The organism is Streptomyces sp. ADI95-16 (assembly GCF_003721495.1).
GTDB classification, from domain to species: Bacteria; Actinomycetota; Actinomycetes; order Streptomycetales; family Streptomycetaceae; genus Streptomyces; species Streptomyces goshikiensis.
Window position 1 is genome coordinate 1,674,523 of sequence record NZ_CP033581.1, and the last position, 16,198, is coordinate 1,690,720.

Annotated in this window: 13 protein-coding genes; 7 read left to right on the top strand and 6 right to left on the bottom strand. The window is 73.8% G+C overall.

The genetic code is table 11. The features are described 5' to 3' along the window. The first annotated feature begins 11 nt into the window (after positions 1-11). The gene (locus tag EES41_RS07110; RefSeq protein WP_254211360.1) at positions 12-767 is read left to right on the top strand and encodes a DUF305 domain-containing protein; all 756 of its coding nucleotides are present in this window, start codon (positions 12-14) and stop codon (positions 765-767) included. A gap of 52 nt (positions 768-819) precedes the next feature. Further along, positions 820-2,184 carry an FAD-dependent oxidoreductase gene (locus EES41_RS07115; RefSeq protein WP_123076613.1) on the top strand — a complete coding sequence of 455 codons (1,365 nt, stop codon included), beginning with the start codon at positions 820-822 and terminating at the stop codon, positions 2,182-2,184. A gap of 6 nt (positions 2,185-2,190) precedes the next feature. Here the strand turns inward: EES41_RS07115 and EES41_RS07120 are convergent, their stop codons facing one another. Further along, positions 2,191-3,363, bottom strand: a complete 1,173-nt coding sequence (locus EES41_RS07120) for a protein-L-isoaspartate O-methyltransferase (RefSeq protein ID WP_123076615.1) — start codon at positions 3,361-3,363, stop codon at positions 2,191-2,193. A 290-nt stretch (positions 3,364-3,653) separates the two neighbouring features. Between EES41_RS07120 and EES41_RS07125 the strand changes: the two genes are divergently transcribed. Further along, positions 3,654-4,394 carry a helix-turn-helix domain-containing protein gene (locus tag EES41_RS07125; RefSeq protein ID WP_164495778.1) on the top strand — a complete coding sequence of 247 codons (741 nt, stop codon included), beginning with the start codon at positions 3,654-3,656 and terminating at the stop codon, positions 4,392-4,394. A gap of 25 nt (positions 4,395-4,419) precedes the next feature. Here EES41_RS07125 and EES41_RS07130 read toward each other — a convergent pair whose 3' ends face one another. The 3 genes from EES41_RS07130 to EES41_RS07140 all read right to left on the bottom strand — a co-directional run bounded on the left by EES41_RS07130 (position 4,420) and on the right by EES41_RS07140 (position 7,601). Next, on the bottom strand, positions 4,420-4,767 hold the full coding sequence (locus tag EES41_RS07130) for a helix-turn-helix transcriptional regulator (protein WP_123076617.1): 348 nt from the start codon (positions 4,765-4,767) through the stop codon (positions 4,420-4,422). Between the two features lie 52 nt (positions 4,768-4,819). Beyond that, positions 4,820-5,956: an NADH:flavin oxidoreductase/NADH oxidase gene (locus tag EES41_RS07135; RefSeq protein ID WP_123076619.1), complete on the bottom strand. Its 1,137-nt coding sequence runs from the start codon at positions 5,954-5,956 to the stop codon at positions 4,820-4,822. A gap of 82 nt (positions 5,957-6,038) precedes the next feature. Further along, complete coding sequence (locus tag EES41_RS07140; protein ID WP_123076621.1) at positions 6,039-7,601, bottom strand: wax ester/triacylglycerol synthase domain-containing protein; 1,563 nt, start codon at positions 7,599-7,601, stop codon at positions 6,039-6,041. A 220-nt stretch (positions 7,602-7,821) separates the two neighbouring features. On the opposite strand from EES41_RS07140, the gene EES41_RS07145 reads away from it, so the two are divergent. From EES41_RS07145 to EES41_RS07155, 3 genes are all read left to right on the top strand, one after another. Beyond that, positions 7,822-8,925 carry an exo-alpha-sialidase gene (locus EES41_RS07145; RefSeq protein WP_123076623.1) on the top strand — a complete coding sequence of 368 codons (1,104 nt, stop codon included), beginning with the start codon at positions 7,822-7,824 and terminating at the stop codon, positions 8,923-8,925. Between the two features lie 11 nt (positions 8,926-8,936). Beyond that, the gene (locus EES41_RS07150) at positions 8,937-9,623 is read left to right on the top strand and encodes a uracil-DNA glycosylase (protein ID WP_123076625.1); all 687 of its coding nucleotides are present in this window, start codon (positions 8,937-8,939) and stop codon (positions 9,621-9,623) included. Positions 9,624-9,733: 110 nt separating this feature from the next. Then, entirely contained in the window at positions 9,734-10,648 is a 915-nt protein-coding gene (locus EES41_RS07155; RefSeq protein WP_123076627.1) for a sirohydrochlorin chelatase, read from the top strand. 84 nt (positions 10,649-10,732) lie between these two features. Here the strand turns inward: EES41_RS07155 and EES41_RS07160 are convergent, their stop codons facing one another. Beyond that, a complete protein-coding gene (locus tag EES41_RS07160; protein WP_214351261.1) occupies positions 10,733-11,752 on the bottom strand; it encodes a lactonase family protein in 1,020 nt (339 codons plus the stop codon). A gap of 177 nt (positions 11,753-11,929) precedes the next feature. Further along, the gene (locus EES41_RS07165; RefSeq protein WP_123076631.1) at positions 11,930-13,081 is read right to left on the bottom strand and encodes a nitric oxide synthase oxygenase; all 1,152 of its coding nucleotides are present in this window, start codon (positions 13,079-13,081) and stop codon (positions 11,930-11,932) included. A gap of 425 nt (positions 13,082-13,506) precedes the next feature. Between EES41_RS07165 and EES41_RS07170 the strand changes: the two genes are divergently transcribed. Continuing rightward, entirely contained in the window at positions 13,507-16,188 is a 2,682-nt protein-coding gene (locus EES41_RS07170) for an ABC transporter substrate-binding protein (RefSeq protein ID WP_123076633.1), read from the top strand. Positions 16,189-16,198: the final 10 nt, after the last annotated feature.

The following is a 16,198-nucleotide window of genomic DNA, read 5'->3' on the forward strand; positions in this document are numbered from 1 at the left end:
CCGGAGCGGCCGTGGTCTCGGCGACCCTGCTCGCGCTCGCCGGATGCCAGGACGACGACGGGAAGACCGGGGCGAACGGGGCCAAAGACGGCCGGAATCCGGTGATCGCACCCGGCAAGCCGGGCGAGCGGGCCCGTACGCTCTCGCCTGAACAAGCCGCGCGGGAACGGCCCGATGACACCCCCAACGCGGCCGACCAGACCTACGTACGGGGCATGATCGAGCACCACCGCCAGGCCCTCACCATGAGCGCGCTCGCGCCGGACCGGGCGTCGGCGGAGGCCGTGAAGGGGCTCGCGGAGCGGATCGCGGCCGCGCAGAAGCCCGAGATCGGGGCGATGGAGAGATGGCTGGCGCGCTACCCAGCGCCGGGCGGGGCGGGCGCCACCGGGGGCACGGGCGGCATGGGGGGCACGGGCGGCACGGGCAGCGCCGGGGGCGGGGGCACGGGCGGTACCGGGGGCTCCGGCGGCAGTGGGGGCTCCGGCGGCACTGGGGGCTCCGGCGGCACTGGGGGCTCCGGCGGCCACGACCACGGCGCGATGCCGGGCATGGCCACCGAGCAGCAGCTCAAGGAGCTCGCCGACGCCAAGGGTGTCGACTTCGACCGGCTCTTCCTCAAGCTGATGACCGCCCACCACGAGGGCGCCCTGAAGATGGCCGGCCAGGCCCTGGCCGGCGGGAACAACGTGGCGGTCGAGGAGATGGCCACCGAGGTGGTGGCCACCCAGACCGCGGAGATCCACCGGATGCGCGCGCTGGGCTGACGGCCCCGGGCGCCGGTGGCATGCTGGGAGCACCTGCGGGAGGAGCTCCGCCGTGCTTCGTATCGCCGTCGTCGGTTCGGGCCCCAGCGGGGTCTACGCCGCGCAGACCCTGACGCGGCAGCGCGAGGTGCCGGGGGTGCGGGTCGACGTACTGGACCGGCTGCCGGCTCCGTACGGGCTCGTGCGGTACGGGGTGGCCCCCGACCACGAGAAGATCAAGTCGCTCCAGGGCAGCCTGCGCACGGTCCTGGAGGACGAGCGGATCCGCTTCCTCGGCAACGTCGAGGTCGGCGGGGAACTGCTGCCCACCGCGCGACTGCTGGAGCTGTACCACGCGGTGGTGTACTGCGTCGGGGCGGCGCGGGACCGGCTGCTCGGGATCCCCGGCGAGGAACGGGCCGGGGTCCACTCCGCGACGGCGTTCGTGTCCTGGTACAGCGGCCACCCGGACACGGACCCCGGCGCCTTCGACCTGACCGGGGTGCGCTCGGCGGTCGTGATCGGGGCCGGGAACGTCGCGGTGGACGTGACGCGGATGCTGGCGCGGGGCGTACCGGAACTCGCCCCCACCGACATGCCGCAGGCGGCGCTGGGGGCGCTCGGCGCCAGCGGGGTGCGCGAGGTGCACATGGTGGCGCGCCGGGGGCCCTCCCAGGGCAAGTTCACCACCAAGGAGCTGCGCGAGCTGGGCACGCTGCCGGGCGTCGGCATCCGCGTCGAGGAGGCGGAACTGGCCCTGGACCCGGCGTACGCGGACCCGGGCGCGGCCCTGCCCGCCGTGAACCGGCGCAACGTGGAGGCCCTGCGGGGCTGGGCCGCGACCGCGAGCCCGCCGGCCGACGGCGACCGGCGCATTCGCCTGCGGTTCTTCCTGCGCCCGGTGGAGGTGCTGGGCGGCCCGGACGGCGGGGTGAGCGGGGTGCGCTTCGAGCGGACGGCCCCGGGCGAGCGGGGCGCGGTGACGGGCACGGGCGGGTACGAGGACATCCCGGCGGAGCTGGTGCTGCGCTCGGTGGGCTACCAGGGCGTGCCGCTGCCCGGCCTGCCGTTCGACCCGGTGACGGCGACGGTCCCGCACGCGGCGGGCCGGGTGCTGCGCGAGGGCCGTGCCTCGGTCGGCGAGTACGTGGCGGGCTGGATCAAACGCGGCCCGACCGGGGTGATCGGCACCAACCGCCCGTGCGCGAAGGAGACGGCGTCCTCGCTGCTCCAGGACGCGGGCGTACTGGCCCGCCGCGACCTGCCCGAGGACCCGCTGCCCGCCCTCCGCGCGGCGGGCCTGCACCCGGTGGAATGGCCGGGCTGGCTGGCGATCGAGTCGGCCGAGGCCGCCCTGGGCCGCTCCCTGGGCCGCCGCTCGGTCAAGATCCCCGACTGGCCGGGCCTCCTCACCGCCGCCCGCCCCACCCCGCCCTGACCCCCGTCACGCGTACGCACCGCTGCCGCCGCCGCAACGACGGCCGGACCCCCGGCCGACCAGCCGGTCCCGACGGTCGAGCCACACCTGCTGGCCGTCCGCGTCCACCGTGACGCCGAAGCGGGTGAGGTGCGGACGGTCGTTCTCCTCGTACCAGGTGTACGCCGCCGTCACTTCCGCCCAGAGGTCCCGCGGACCCCACGAACGGACCGCACCCTCTTCCCACCAGTCGGCGTACCGGACGACGGTGGCCGAGGTCCCGGCCTCGTCGACGAACTGCACCCGGCGGCCGTCCCCCTCTCCACGATGTGAGTACGAGATGTCCGCGACCTGGAGGCCGATGGCGAAGTCCTGGAGATGGCCCCCTCCGAGGAGCCGCGCGGGGTCGACGGGCGAGGGGCGGGTGACCGGCTCCTCGGGGACCCTCAGGTCCACCGTCGGCCGCTCGGAGCGGATCCACATGTACGCGGCCTCACCGACGAACCGGCCCTCGGCCCGGTTGCCGTCGGCGGTCAGCTTCAGCAGGCCGGCGTTGCTGTAGGCCGTGCCGAACGGAGTGAGGATGACCCCGCCCCGCGCGCACTGGTCCACCCACGCCCGTGGGACGCGCCGCAGCGAGGCCGTGTTCACGATCCGGTCGAACGGACCCCGCGCGGGCACTCCCGCCAGGCCGTCACCGCGGACCAGGTGCGGGGAGTACCCGCACGCCGTGAGGGTGGACGCTCCCCGGGCCGCCAGCGCTTCGTCCACCTCCACGGCCGTGACCCGCCGCGACGTCACGCGCTCGCAGAGCAGGGCGGTGTGGTAGCCGGAGGCGTAGCCGATCTCCAATACCTGGTGCTCCGGCTCCAGATCGAGGTGGTGCAGTTTCCGCATCACCACGTCCAGAGCGGACACCGACGACGTGAAGTCTCCGGTGGCCGGGCCGCTGGCCGCGCTCCCCCCGTCGTCCAGCTGCGTCACCACCGACCTGCCGGGGTTCCAGACGGCGCGCGCCCACCGCTCCGGGTCGGCCAGGCGGTCAACGAACTCCCACCGGCCGTCGGCGTCCTTCACCGGCAGCCAGACCGCGTCCGGTACGAAGCGCTCCCGCTCGACGCGGTCGAAGGCCGCCACCAGCCACGGGTCCCGCAGCAACCCCATGACCGCCAGCGCCCGCCGGCAGACTTCCCTGTTCACTCCGCCGACGCGCCTTCCTGCGGCCGGTCACCGTCAGGGCTGGGAGGCGTGGGCGGAGGCGACCACGGCTTGTCGTCCGGCTCTCCGCCGTGCTTGCCGGAATCCATGAGCATGTACGTTCTCCATCCCGTGGTCGAAGCCGCAGCAGGTCTGCGGGTGCCCCACAGACTGCCAGCCCATTCGGGGACGTATCTGCCCCATACAGGCGGACAGTTGAGACGTCTGGCGATACCGTACGAGAAAGTCCAGACGTCCTGGGGAGCCCCTTGAATACGGCGTTACGAGACGCTATGGCGGATGCGCGCGTGTCTCAGCGGGAGCTCGCGTTCAAAGTGGGCGTCACCCCGAAGAGCGTGGAACGCTGGATCTCGGATGAAGAGCTGATCCCGCACGCGCGAAACCGGCTCGACGCCTGCCGGGTGCTTGGAGTGACGGAAGAGATGATCTGGCCGGAAGCGGTGACTACCCGCGTCAAGGTGGGCAATGATCGGGAGCTCGTTCACAGCTACCCGTACCGCTCCGCCTGCCCGTCGACGACATGGACCGCTTTGGTCAGGGACGCCACGTCGGACTTGCTCCTCGGCGGCTACACGAACTACTTCTTCTGGACCATGATCCCCGACTTTCCCGGCATCGTGCGGCGCAAGACGGAGGCAGGGTGCCGGGTGCGGTTCCTGCTGGGGGATCCGGACGGAGAGGTGACGCGGCAGCGCGAGGTCATCGAGGGGGCGACCCTCACGGTCTCCACGCGGATTCGGATGACCCTTGAGGCCCTGGAACGCCTTGGCCCGCTCCAAGGGCTGGAGGCGCGGTACAGCGATCCTTCAGACGCCGTCAACCACGTCGGACTGTCCGTGTTCCGCTTCGACCACGACGCGCTCGTGACGCCGCACCTGGCCCGGGCCGTCGGCCACGACTCCCCCGTGCTCCACCTGCGCCGGCGAGGCGACGGCGGCATGTTCGACAGGTTCGCGGGCCACGCGGAAGAGCTGTGGGAGAGGGGCGTGCCGACAGGCCTGCGTACCGGATAGGCGGCAGGGCCTGTCGGCGGTGGGGTTAGTCGGACAGGCGGGTGGCCTCGGCTTCGGCGGCGGTCAGGATGCTGGTCAGGAGGCCCGGGAAGAGGGCCTCCAGGTCTTGGCGGCGCAGGGTGTTCATTTTGGCCGTGCCCCGGTACGTCTGGCGCAGGACGCCGCTCTCGCGCAGGACCCGGAAGTGGTGCGTGGTGGTCGACTTCGTCACGGGGAGCACGAAGTGCGAGCACGCCAGCTCCTCCTCCGAGGCCGCCAGGTCCCGGACGATGGACAGCCGCATCGGGTCGGAGAGGGCGTGCAGCACTCCGTCCAGCCGGATCTGGGCGGGCTCCGGGTGGGGAAGGGTGCGGGCCGTGTCACGTTCCGTCATGTCCCTGCTCCACTCGTTCGCTTCACCGGCTCCCATCGTACGAGAGCCGTGGCTACCAGGACCGGTGGTACGGGCTCGGCTGCCGGACCTCCCCGCCCAGCTCGGCGGCCGCCCGCCGGGCCCAGTACGGGTCGCGGAGCAGCTCGCGGCCCAGCAGGACCGCGTCCGCCTCCCCGTCGGCCAGGATCTTCTCGGCCTGCTCCGGGTCGGTGATCAGGCCCACGGCGGCCACCGGCAGGCCGGTCTCGGCCTTGACGCGGGCCGCGAAGGGCACCTGGTAGCCGGGGCCGACGGGGATCCGCACGCCCGGGGCGAGCCCGCCGGTGGAGACGTCGAGCAGGTCCACGCCGTGTTCCTGGAGCAGCCCGGCGAGCCGGACGGTCTCGTCGGCGGTCCAGCCCGCCCCGTCCAGCCAGTCGGTGGCGGAGATCCGGAAGAACAGCGGGAGTTCCTGCGGCCACACCGCCCGTACGGCGTCGACGACTTCGAGGGCGAAGCGGGTGCGGTTCTCGAAGGAGCCGCCGTACGCGTCGGTGCGCTTGTTGCTGTGCGGGGAGAGGAACTCCCCGATGAGGTAGCCGTGGGCGCCGTGGATCTCCACGACCTCGTAGCCGGCGTCCAGCGCCCGGCGCGCGGCGTCGGCGAACTGCCCGGCGATCTCGTGGATCTGATCAATGGTCAGCTCGTGCGGAACCGGGTCGCCCTCCGCGAAGGGGAGCGGGCTCGGCGCGCTCGGGAGCCAGCCGTGCGCCTCGGGGCCGACGACGCCGCCGCCCTTCCAGGTCCGGTCGGTGGATCCCTTGCGGCCGGAGTGTCCGAGCTGGATCCCCGCGACGGCGCCCTGCGCCTTGACGAAGGAGGTGATCCGGCGCAGCGCCTCGACCTGGGTGTCGTTCCAGATGCCGAGGTCGTACGGGGAGATCCGGCCCTCCGGGGAGACGGCGGTGGCCTCCTGGATGATCAGCCCGGTGCCGCCGACGGCGCGGGCGGCGTAGTGCGCGAAGTGCCACTCGTGGGCGACGCCCGCGTTCGGGCCGAAGGCCTCGGCGCTGTACTGGCACATCGGGGCCATCCAGACCCGGTTCGGGATGGTCACCGAACGCAGGGCGTAGGGGGCGAACAGGGCGGCGGAGGCAGCGGGGGCGGCGGGATCCGCGGGGGCCGCAGGGGCTACGGGGGCAGCACTCATCAGGGGTCTCCAGATGTCACCGGACGCGCGCCGGGAATCGGCGGCTCAGTACGAGAGTCACCGTACTACGAGTTTCCTCGTACTACGAGACCTCTCGTACAAATGCGTCCAGCTCGGCCCGCAGCGCCCCGGCCAGCGCGGCCAGGTCCGGCACGGCGGCCGCGTCCGCGACCAGCCCGTAGTGGACGGTGCCCTTGTACGTGGAGACCGCGATGGCCAGGGACTGCCCCCGGGCCAGCGGCGCGAGCGGGTAGACCTCGCGCACCGTGCTGCCGCCGAGGGTGAAGGTCAGGCCGGGCAGCGGGACGCTGGTGACGAGGATGTCGTAGAGCAGCCGGGCGGCCTGCGCGACGAGCGGACCGCCGAGGCGGTGCCCGAGCGGGTGGACGTGGTCGGCGAGCAGGGCGACGGCCCCGGCGCCGCGGGCGGGCCCCGCCTCCTTGTTGCGGTCCATGCCGGCCCGTACGGCGTACAGCCGGCGCAGCGGGTCGTCCTCGGCGAGCGGGAGCCGGAGCAGGTAGCCGGAGAGCCGGTTGCCGGCGCCGGGGGCGGCTCCGGGTCTGCGGCGGGAGACCGGTATCAGCGCGCGGGGTCCCGCGCCGCGGGGCAGGGGGTCGCCGCGCTCGGCGAGCCAGCGCCGCAGGGCGCCCGCGACCAGGGCGATCAGGACGTCGTTGACGGTGCCGCCGGCGACCTTGCGGATCAGGTTGACCTCGTCGAGGTCGAGGGCGAGGCCCGCGACGCTGCGGTTGCCCGCGCCGGCCCCGGGCCCGGGCTCGGCGGCGACGAGCGCGTCCGGGACCCCGAGGGGCAGCCCGGCGCGGGCCACGGCGGCGCCGATCTCCAGGGCCTGGCCGAGGTCGTGGACGCGGGAGGCGAACACCCCGGGCAGCCGGCGCAGGGCGGCGCGGGGGCCGCGCGGGGCGGGCACCGGGCGCACGGGAACCCGTACGGCGGGGCCCGGGGCGAACGGGGGCTCCCGGTCGAAGAGGCCGGCGGCGAGGGCCAGGGCGCCGAGGCCGTCGGCGAGGGCGTGGTGGAACTTGAACAGCACCGCGAAGGAGTCCGGGCCGGGGCCGGCCAGCACGTGCGCCTCCCAGGGCGGCCGGGTCCGGTCGAGCGGCCGGGCCATCAGCGGCCCGGCGGCCGCCCGCGGATCCACCGCACCCGCGCCCGCGGCTCCGGCGCGGCCATCGGCACCGGCCGCCCCCGCGCGGGCGGCGTCGCCGCCGGCATCGACACGAGCGGTGCCGCCGGCCCCGGCACGAGCGGCACCAACGGCGTCGGCACGAGCGGCACCAACGGCGTCGGCGTCGGCCCAAGCAGCGGCCCCGGCGGCGGCACTGCCCCCGGTACGCGCGGCAGCGGCAGCGGCGCCGGCGTCGGCCAGGAAGACGTGCCGGGCCGGGTCGAAGTCCGGGTCGGGGGACCAGACGGCCGCGCCGACGGGGAGCAGGACATCGTGGATGCGGCGCCGCAGGCCCGGCAGACCGGCGCAGCGCTCGGCGAGCAGCGCGGCGGCGCGGGCGGCCGCGTCCGGTCCGTCGGCGCTGAGGACGGCGAGGGCGCCGAGGTGCATGGGGTGCGCGGCGGATTCGATCCGCCAGAAGGCGAGGTCGAGCGGGGACAGGTGCTCGGTGGCCACGGAGTGCCTCTCGCGTGCGGCGGCAGAGGCCGGAAGTCAATCCCTTTCGGTCACCTACGAGCAAGTAACCCGGGCGGAGTCGACACGTGGTCGACCCTTTCGGACCTCCCGCGATCGTTCCGCGCCCACGCGGCGGGCGGCTTCCGGGCCGCTGTCGGCGGGGCGGTGCAGACTGGCTGAAAGCTGCCGTGAAGGACAACGCCGTCCGGAGGTGCCGGTCATGACCGAGGTGCTCCTGCTCGCGGGAACCCGCAAAGGGCTTTTCATCGGCCGCCGCGAGGGCGGCGGTCCGTGGGAGTTCGACGGGCCCCATTTCAACGCCCAGGCCGTCTCCGCGGTCGCGATCGACACCCGGGGTCCGGCGCCCCGGCTGCTGGTCGGCGGGGACAGCGCGCACTGGGGGCCGTCCGTCTTCAGCTCGGACGACCTCGGGGCGACCTGGCGGGAGCCCGCCACGGCGGCCGTGCGGTTCCCGAAGGACACCGGGGCCTCGCTGGAGCGGGTCTGGCAGCTGCACCCGGCCGGTCCGGAGGCCCCGGACGTGGTCTACGCGGGGACGGAGCCGGCAGCGCTGTTCCGCTCGACGGACCGGGGCGAGTCCTTCGAGCTGGTCCGGCCGCTGTGGGAGCACCCGACCCGCGGGGGCTGGGTGCCGGGCGGCGGCGGTGAGGGCCTGCACACCGTGATCACCCACCCCGGCGACCCCGACGCGGTGACGGTGGCGGTGTCCACCGCCGGGGTGTTCCGGACCCGGGACGGCGGGGCGAGCTGGGCGCCGTCCAACCACGGCGTCTCGGCGGTGTTCCTGCCGGATCCGGATCCCGAGTTCGGCCAGTGCGTGCACAAGATCGCCCAGGACGCCGGGGACGGCGGGCGGCTGTACCTCCAGAACCACTGGGGCGTCTACCGCAGCGACGACGCGGGCGGCGAGTGGACCGACATCGGTGCCGGCCTGCCCTCCGACTTCGGCTTCGCCGTGGCCGCGCACCCGCACCGGCCGGACACCGCGTACGTGTTCCCCCTCAACGCCGACTCCGACCGGGTCCCGGCCGGGCACCGCTGCCGGGTCTTCCGCACCCGGGACGCGGGTGCCAGCTGGGAGCCGCTGTCGCGGGGCCTGCCGGCCGGGGACCACTACGGCACGGTGCTGCGGGACGCCCTGTGCACGGACGACGCGGATCCGGCGGGGATCTACTTCGGCAACCGCAACGGCGAGCTGTACGCGAGCGAGGACGACGGGGACAGCTGGCGGCTGCTGGCGGAGCACCTGCCGGACGTGCTGTGCGTCCGGGCCGCGGTACTGCCCGCGGGGATCGGCCAGTAGAGTGACTCACCGTGGCAGCACGACCGTTGAACGAGATCGTCGAGCCGGGCTGGGCCCGTGCTCTTGAGCCGGTGGCGGGGCAGATCGCCGCCATGGGCGACTTCCTGCGCGCCGAGATCGCGGCGGGGAGAACCTACGTACCGGCCGGGGCGAACGTCCTGCGCGCCTTCCAGCAGCCCTTCGACGAGGTGCGGGTGCTGATCGTGGGGCAGGACCCGTACCCCACCCCGGGGCACGCGATGGGCCTGTCCTTCTCGGTGGCGCCCGAGGTCAGTCCGTGGCCGCCGAGCCTGGACAACATCTTCCGCGAGCTGCACGCCGATCTCGGCACGGGCCGCCCGGCGAACGGTGACCTGACCCCGTGGACCCGGCAGGGCGTGCTGCTGCTGAACCGCTCGCTCACCACGGCCCCGCGCAAGCCCAACGCCCATCGCGGCAAGGGCTGGGAGGCCGTCACCGAGCAGGCGATCCGGGCGCTGGCCGCGCGCGGGAAACCGCTGGTGTCGGTGCTGTGGGGCCGGGAGGCCCGCAATCTGCGGCCGCTGCTGGGCGAGTTGCCCGCGGTGGAGTCCGTCCACCCCTCCCCCATGTCCGCGGACAACGGTTTCTTCGGGTCGCGGCCCTTCAGTAAGGCCAATGACCTGCTGGTACGTCAGGGCGCGCAGCCGGTCGACTGGCGCCTGCCGAACGCCCACTGAACGATCAAGTTGAACCGTGTACGACATTCTTCGGATAAATACGGACAGATGCCGCCGGAGGTGGCCCTGCCCGAACACCCGGTTCCGATAAACCAGTAGCATGCGGCGCCATGAGCTCCCCCACTGGGCCCGCAAATGGCCTGCCCGTACGAATGCCGCGACCCCGCCAGACCGGACGGCACCGCCGGCCCGAGCCCGCGGTGGCGCCCGAGGGCGCGCCCGCGCTGGTGCTCGCCGTGCCCGGTGCCCCCTCGGCCGCCTCGCGTGGGCTGGCGGAAGAGATCATCAGCATCGGCCGCTCCGAGCTGCCCGGCCTGGACGCCCGCCTCGGCTTCCTGGAGGGTGCCGAGGGGTCCGAGTTCCCGTCGCTGTCCGGTGTCCTTGACGCCGTCGCGCGCGAGCGCGCCGAGCGCGCGGAGTTCGCCCGCGCCGCCGGGCACGAGGTGCCCGCGCCGACCGGCCCCGACGCCGTCGTCGTCCCGCTGCTCGCCGGCCCGGACGCGGATCTGCTGCGCCGCTTCCGCCAGGCGCTGATGGACTCCTCGGCCGCCGCCGAGCTGGCCGACGTACTCGGCCCGCACCCGCTGCTCGCCGAGGGCCTGCACGTGCGGCTGTCCGAGGCCGGCCAGGCCCGCGCCGACCGCGCGCGCCTCTTCTCCGTGACCACCGCCGCCGACGGCATCATCGTCGCCACCACCGGTGGCGAGGAGGCCGTCCAGGCCGCCGCCGTCACCGGCATGCTGCTGGCCGCCCGCCTCGCGGTGCCGGTGAAGGCGGCCGCGCTGGACCAGGAGGGTTCGGTGGCCGCGGTCGCCGAGCAGCTTCGCCTGGAGGGCTCCACTCAGCTCGCGCTGGCCCCGCACCTGATCGGCCCGGAGGCCGCCGAGGGACTGCTGGACACCGCCTGCAAGGAGGGCGACTGCGTCGCCGCCGAGGTGCTGGGCGCCTACCCGGCGCTCGGCAAGCTGGCCGTCGCGCAGTACTCCGCGGCCCTAGGCCTCAGCCAGGGCGCCGCCGCGCACTGACCCGCTCACGACACGTGCGTACGAGGGCCCGCGCCCCGGATCTCCGGAGCGCGGGCCCTCGTCCGTACGGGGTGGCGGGCCGGGTCAGCCGAAGACCACGCAGGTGGCGGCGGGCACGGCCACCGAGCCGGCCCGGCGCGGCTGCCCGGTCAGCGGGTCGACCTCGAACCAGGTGACGTCCCCGGAGTGCTCGTTGGCCGCGTACAGCCGGCGCCCCGAAGGGTCGGCGGCCAGATCGCGCGGCCACCGGCCACCGCAGGGGACGGCGCCGGTGAGCTGCGGCTTCTCGGCTCCGTCGGCGAGGGAGAGGGTGACGATGGCGTCGGCGCCGCGGACGGCGGCCCAGACGAAGCGCCCGTCGGGCGAGGCGATCACCGCCGAGGGGTAGGCCCGCGCCGCCCCGTGGGCGCCCGCTGGGGCCACCGGGATCTCCGAGACCGGTTCCAGCCGCCCGCCCGCCGGATTCCAGCGGCAGACGGTCAGCTGCGGCTCCAGCTCGTGCAGTACGTAGACCACCCGGCCGCCGGGGTGGAAGGCGAGGTGCCGGGGGCCGGTCCCGGCGCGCAGCGCGGTCTCGGCGTGGACCCGGAGCGCGCCGCCCGCGGGGTCGGGTGCGCAGATCCGCACCGAGTCGGTGCCGAGGTCCACGCTGAGCACCCAGCGGCCGCCGGGGTCGGGCAGCACCTGGTGCGCGTGCGGGCCCGCCTGCCGGTCGGCGTCGAGGCCGGAGCCGCGGTGGCCGAGGACCGAGGCGGGCCCGCCGACGGAGCCGTCGGCGGCGAGCGGGAGGCCGCTGACGCTGCCCGAGGTGTAGTTGGCGGTGTACAGCCGGCGCCCGGCCAGGCTGAGGTGGGTGGGGCCGGAGCCGCCGACGCGGACGGCGGAGCCGAGGGCGGCGAGGCCGTCGCGGGTGGGGCGGAAGGCGCCGACGGCGCCCTGCTCGGTCTCGCTGACGGCGTAGAGCACCCCGGCGCCGCGGTCGAGGGCGAGGTACGAGGGGTCCGGGAGGGCGCGGGTGGCGGTGAGCGGGGTCAGTGCCCCGGTGGCCGGATCCACGGCCGCGGTGGTGATGCCGCGGCCGCCGCCCGAGGTGAAGGAGCCGATGTAGGACCGGCGTTCGCCGCCCCGGTCCGCGTCGGCCGCGCCGTCCGCGTCGCCGCCCGCGCCGCCGGCCGCGTCGCCCGGGCCGCCGCGCGTGCCCTCCCCCGCCCTGTCCGCGTCGTCCACGGAAGTCCCTCCCAGCCGTTCCGGATCCGTCCGGAGCCGACGGTAACAGAAGGTCTAGACCAAGTCCCGTCCCTGGGCCCGGTCCTGCGCGCCGGGGTGGTGCACGTACGCCGGGGAGACCTGCCGGTCCTCGTAGGTGCGGTGGAAGACCGGGGTGGCCGAGCCGGAGATCGGCGGCACGATCCACGACCAGTCCGCGCCCACGTCACGCCCCCGGCGCTCCTCGCGCTCCAGGTGGGTCAGGAACCGCCGGGACTCGGTGTGGTGGTCGGCGATGGTGACCTCGGCCCGGTCGAAGGAGTGCAGCACGGCACGGTTGAGCTCGACCAGCGCCCGGTCCTTCCACAGCGAGCGGTCGCTGGAGGTGTCGAGGCCCAGGCGGCGGCCGACGGCCGGGAGGAGGTTGTAGCGGTCGGCGTCGGCGAGGTTGCGGGCGCCTATCTCGGTGCCCATGTACCAGCCGTTGAAGGGGGCGGCCGGATAGTGGACGCCGCCGATCTCCAGGCACATGTTGGAGATGGCGGGCACGGCGTGCCAGCGCAGTCCCCAGTCGGCCCAGCCGTCGCCGTCGCCGTCGTCCCCGTCGGGGTGCCTGATCGGCACCTCCAGGACCGCGTCGGCGGGGGTGTCGAACCAGCGGGGCTTGTCGTCGACGCCCTGGACCACCAGCGGGAGGAGGTCGAAGGGGGTGCCCGCGCCGCCCGACCAGCCGAGCCGGAGGAGCGCCTCGGTGAGGGGCGCGTTGCGGGCGTCGCCCACGGTGACGGAGTGGTGGTCGCCGTAGCCCGCGTAGCGGACCAGCTGCTCGCTCCAGATCAGCGGGCCGGGGCTCTGCGGGGTGTCCGGGGCGAAGACGGTGATCGTGGGGCGGACCCGGCCGCCGTTGGTCGCCTCGCGCAGGTGCTCGAAGCACTCGGCGGCGATCGCGTCGGAGTCGGTGAGGCCGCGCCGGTCGCGCACGCGCAGCGAGTTCCAGTAGAGCCGGCCTATGCAGCGGTTGCTGTTGCGCCATGCCACCCGGGCGCCGTGGACCAGCTCCTGCGGGGTGTGCCGATAGGTTCCCGACTCCGCGAGCTCGGCCCGTACGGCGGCGAGCCGAGTACGCGGATCACCGGCTCCCGGAGTTTCCCGATGGAAGAGCCGGATGAACTCCTCGGCCGCTCCCCACACCTGAGCGGTGGTGGAACGCCGTTGCAGAATTTCCATTCCGGGCCGTTACCCCCTGTCCTGCCAGATCCACCCTGTACGTGCCGGACGAATGTGCTGCGAACAATGCCCCGTTGTACAGGCGGCAGGTCAGCGGCGTGAGGGGGTGAGGGAGGGAACAACACCTCCGGGCGGTCTTCGTGCATCGGCCTGCGGAAGAGAGCTGACGCGGCGTAGCATCCGTCGCAGTTCTCGTACGCATATGCCCGTAGGCATATCCGATATACCGAAGGCAGTGCATTCCCCGGCGGGAACACGGCCCGCACCGCTAGCGTGACGCACCTCACTGCCGTCGGGGGGCAGGCGGTCGTTCGCGGTCGCCGGGGCGTGGTTCCTCCTTGCCGCGATCGGCCTCCCGGCGGTGTTGTCCCAGGGACGCCGGACCTCGCATCGGCCGCCGTGACGCGCAGAGGAGCAGCGTGCACATGCCGCTTCCACAGAAGATCCACCATCTCATCGACTGCTTCGACACGTTCGCGGGGAACCGGGGCAAGAAGCGCCGGTTACCCGTCATGCTGCTGAGGCGGGATCCCTCGCCGGACGGCACCGTCCGGGAATCGACGGCGCGGACCGTCATCCTGGACTACGAGAAGCGCCTGTACCTCGCGGGGCGCGACCCGAAGGTCCGGCTGGTCCCGCACGCGCTGCTGGAGGAGGGCGAGTTCGCGCCGCAGGACGCGGCTCACGGCGGGCCGGCCCGCGCGGTGGTCGAGCCGCACGTCGCCGTGCTGGACGCGATCGCCGGGCAGCTCGTCTCGATGCCTCCCGGCGCGGGCCGGATCCGGCTGCCGCGCTATGACACCTGCCGCGCCGCGCTGAACGCGACCGTCGACGTCGTCGCGCCCGACGCCGGGGTGCGGCAGCTGCGCGACGAGCTCTACCGCACGCTCCTGCTGCGGCGGGGCGGGCTGGACGCGCTGGCGCAGCTGGCCGGCAACGCCCCGGACGCTCCGGTCGCCAGCCTGTGGGCCGGTGTGGTCCAGTTCCTGGGCGTCCGGGTGCCCCGCTCGTTCTACGGCCTGTGGCTCAGGAGACGCCGCACCCTGCGCTGGGTCGGCAGCCGGCACCCCGACGGCGCGAACTTCCTCCGCATGGCGCTGTCCATCACCACCTGGGGGAACTCCCGGCACAGCCCGGACCTGATCCAGCGCATGCTGTTCATGGCGCTGCTGGGCGACCTGTCCAAGGCGGTGGCGCCGTCCCGCTTCTGGGTCTACCGCGCCCGCCGCCGCTGGTCCTTCGTCCTGCTCCTGCCGGACATCGGCGAAGAGGGCACGCCGATCCGCCGGCTGCTCGACACCTACGCGGACATCGCCCGCAACGAGCCTCCCGCTCCGCTCATGGTCCTGGGGGGCGTGTCCGGTCAGCCGCCCTCCTACGCGCAGCCGCTCGCCCCGGACCCCGGCGACCCGAACGGGACCGCCAACCAGGTGCGCGCGCTGTACGCCCGGCCCGCCGCGTCCGCCGTCTACCTCGTCGACCTGTCCCCCAACGACGACGACGGTCCGGCCAGGAGCTGGGTGCAGACCAAGCCCAAGGTCACCGTGCGGACCAGCGGCCGCGGGGCCTACGTGCGGGCCGTGGCGACCCCCCTCCTGGTACTCGCGCTGGTCGCCGCCGGGATCTCCTACTGGCGCCAGGAACCCGAGCTGCCGCCGTCCTGCCACAAGGTCGGTTCGGGCGAGACCGTCGGCGTCACCGAGGGGCGGGAGTGCCACCTCGCCACCGCGGGCCGGGACGACGAACTGCTCGCCCTGGAAGCGGTCGCCGCGAAGCAGAACGACGACGCGCTGGGCAGTGGCCGGCCGTACCGGACGGTGGTCTTCTTCGCCCCCCTCACGGCGGATCCCGGCGATTCCACCCCCGTCAGCCTGCAGTCCCTGCGGGGCGCCCTGGCCGCCCAGAAACAGATCAACGGCCGCGAGGGGGACGTCGTCCAGATCCGGCTGCTGCTCGCCAACCCGGGGAAGTACTTCGCGTACGGATCGCAGAACGCCCAGGGGCCCGATGTCGCGGCGGAGATCATCCAGCGGAAGGACCGCGAGAAGATAGCCGCGGTCATCGGCATCACCCAGAGCCGGCCCGCGTCCTTCGCGGCGGTGGCGGAGATCTCGGCGGCGAGCATTCCCGTGATCGGCAATTCCGTGTCGGGGAGCAAGATGGTGGACGAGCGGTCGTCGTCCTACTACTTCCAGGTGTCCCCGTCGAACGACCGCGTCGCCCAGGTGATGGCCGAGTTCACCGCGCACTCCGACGAGATCGGAGAGCTGACGACGGCCAAGGAGGGCGCGAGGACCGCCGTGGTGGTCTACGACCCGGACGACGAGTTCTTCAGTTCCGACCTGGCGGAGAAGTACACCAAGCACTACAAGGGCGGACCGGTGGTCACCGTGCCCTATTACGAGAACCGCAGCGGGCAGATCACCTCGTCCGTGGCGCGGGACATCTGCGCCGAAGTCGCGCGGTCGAACGGATTCATCCTCTACGCCGGCCGCTCGGGCGAGATGCCCGAGCTCTTCGACGCCCTCCAGGCGGCCTCGGAGTGCCGCAGGCAGGACGGGCGGAAGGTGGCCGTCCTCTCCGAGAGCACCGCGGCCAAGTACCTCCAGGATCCCGAGGACATGCTGCGCAGGCATTCCCTGCTGAGGCCGTTCTACGTGATGTACAACAATTCCAACGGAAAGGAGACGGCGGACAGTCCGTATTCGGAATTCACCGCCCGGTTCCGGGACGTCTTCAAGGACGGTTCGGTGCCCGAGGGCAACGCGGCGGGGGCCTACGACGCGCTGCAGGTGGCGTCGGAGGCGATCAACGCGGTCTACGCCCAGTACCGGACGGGGACGAACAGCAGCGCGCCGTTCCAGGCGACGGACGTGTACGCGCGGCTCTCGAACCCCGGCATCCAGAACCTCTCGGGTGCCTCCGGGCTGCTGACCCTGAACAGCCGCAACAAGTACCCGCCGAGCGCCGCCGTCTACATCCTGGAGTCGCACCTCGACAAGAGCGTGACGACCTGGATGGCCTGCGGCAACCTGCCCGACCAGCCGCCGAACTCGGCGATGGGCAAGTCGTGGGGGCAGCCCGGCAGGACCCGGGCCTGCCCGTAGCGGCGGTCCC

What these genes read in the sequence shown, in the direction of transcription:
- EES41_RS07135 (WP_123076619.1), bottom strand. Translation starts at nt 5,956, where the DNA reads ATGAGTGCTGCCCCCGTAGCCCCTGCGGCCCCCGCGGATCCCGCCGCC.
- EES41_RS07165 (WP_123076631.1), bottom strand. Translation starts at nt 13,081, where the DNA reads ATGGAAATTCTGCAACGGCGTTCCACCACCGCTCAGGTGTGGGGAGCG.
- EES41_RS07125 (WP_164495778.1), top strand. Translation starts at nt 3,654, where the DNA reads ATGGCGGATGCGCGCGTGTCTCAGCGGGAGCTCGCGTTCAAAGTGGGC.
- EES41_RS07155 (WP_123076627.1), top strand. Translation starts at nt 9,734, where the DNA reads ATGAGCTCCCCCACTGGGCCCGCAAATGGCCTGCCCGTACGAATGCCG.
- EES41_RS07145 (WP_123076623.1), top strand. Translation starts at nt 7,822, where the DNA reads ATGACCGAGGTGCTCCTGCTCGCGGGAACCCGCAAAGGGCTTTTCATC.
- EES41_RS07170 (WP_123076633.1), top strand. Translation starts at nt 13,507, where the DNA reads ATGCCGCTTCCACAGAAGATCCACCATCTCATCGACTGCTTCGACACG.
- EES41_RS07130 (WP_123076617.1), bottom strand. Translation starts at nt 4,767, where the DNA reads ATGACGGAACGTGACACGGCCCGCACCCTTCCCCACCCGGAGCCCGCC.